Source organism: Candidatus Symbiopectobacterium sp. NZEC135 (genome assembly GCF_025962695.1).
In genome coordinates this window covers 1-529 of the sequence record NZ_JAGFPF010001484.1, presented here as the reverse complement: position 1 = coordinate 529, position 529 = coordinate 1, and the positions used below count along the sequence as shown (strand labels likewise).

At 56.5% G+C, this 529-nt stretch carries 1 pseudogene; it reads left to right on the top strand.

Annotation, left to right across the window (positions count from 1 at the left end):
• Window positions 1-435 (top strand): annotated as a pseudogene (locus J5224_RS34960) (MFS transporter); the annotation flags it as partial.
• Window positions 436-529 lie beyond the last annotated feature (94 nt).

Genomic DNA, 529 nt, shown 5'->3' with positions numbered 1-529 from the left:
GAAGTGTTCACGGGTCGCCGTCGTGAAGGGATCTACGCGGGTGCCATGACTTTCGCAGGCAAAATGGTGCGCTCGGTTATCGTGTTTGCCATGGGATGGACGCTGACGCAGTTCGGTTTTGTTTCTGGTCATGCCGCACAGCCTGAAAGCGCCGTGCTGGCGATTGTCGGCGTGTTCTCGCTGGGGGTTATCGGGCTGGCGCTGGTAGCCATCTACTACACCACGCAAATGAAACTTGATCGTGAAAATCACGCCATCCTGCTGGAAGAGATTGAGCGTATCAAGGCCGGTGGCGCTATCGCCGATGTGCCGGTACACGCCAGAGCCGTCGCGGAAGAGTTGACCGGTTGGAAATACGAACAGTGCTGGGGGAATAACCCGCTGGGCGTACAACCGCAGGCTGCGGCACCGCAAGTTGCCACTTCTGAACGCTAATACCTTCAGTCAGCCCGCGCTCGCGGGCTGACTTATTTTCCCACCTTAAATCAGCGCCGCTTCCTTCAATTCACTTTTCAGGTAGGCATAGTAA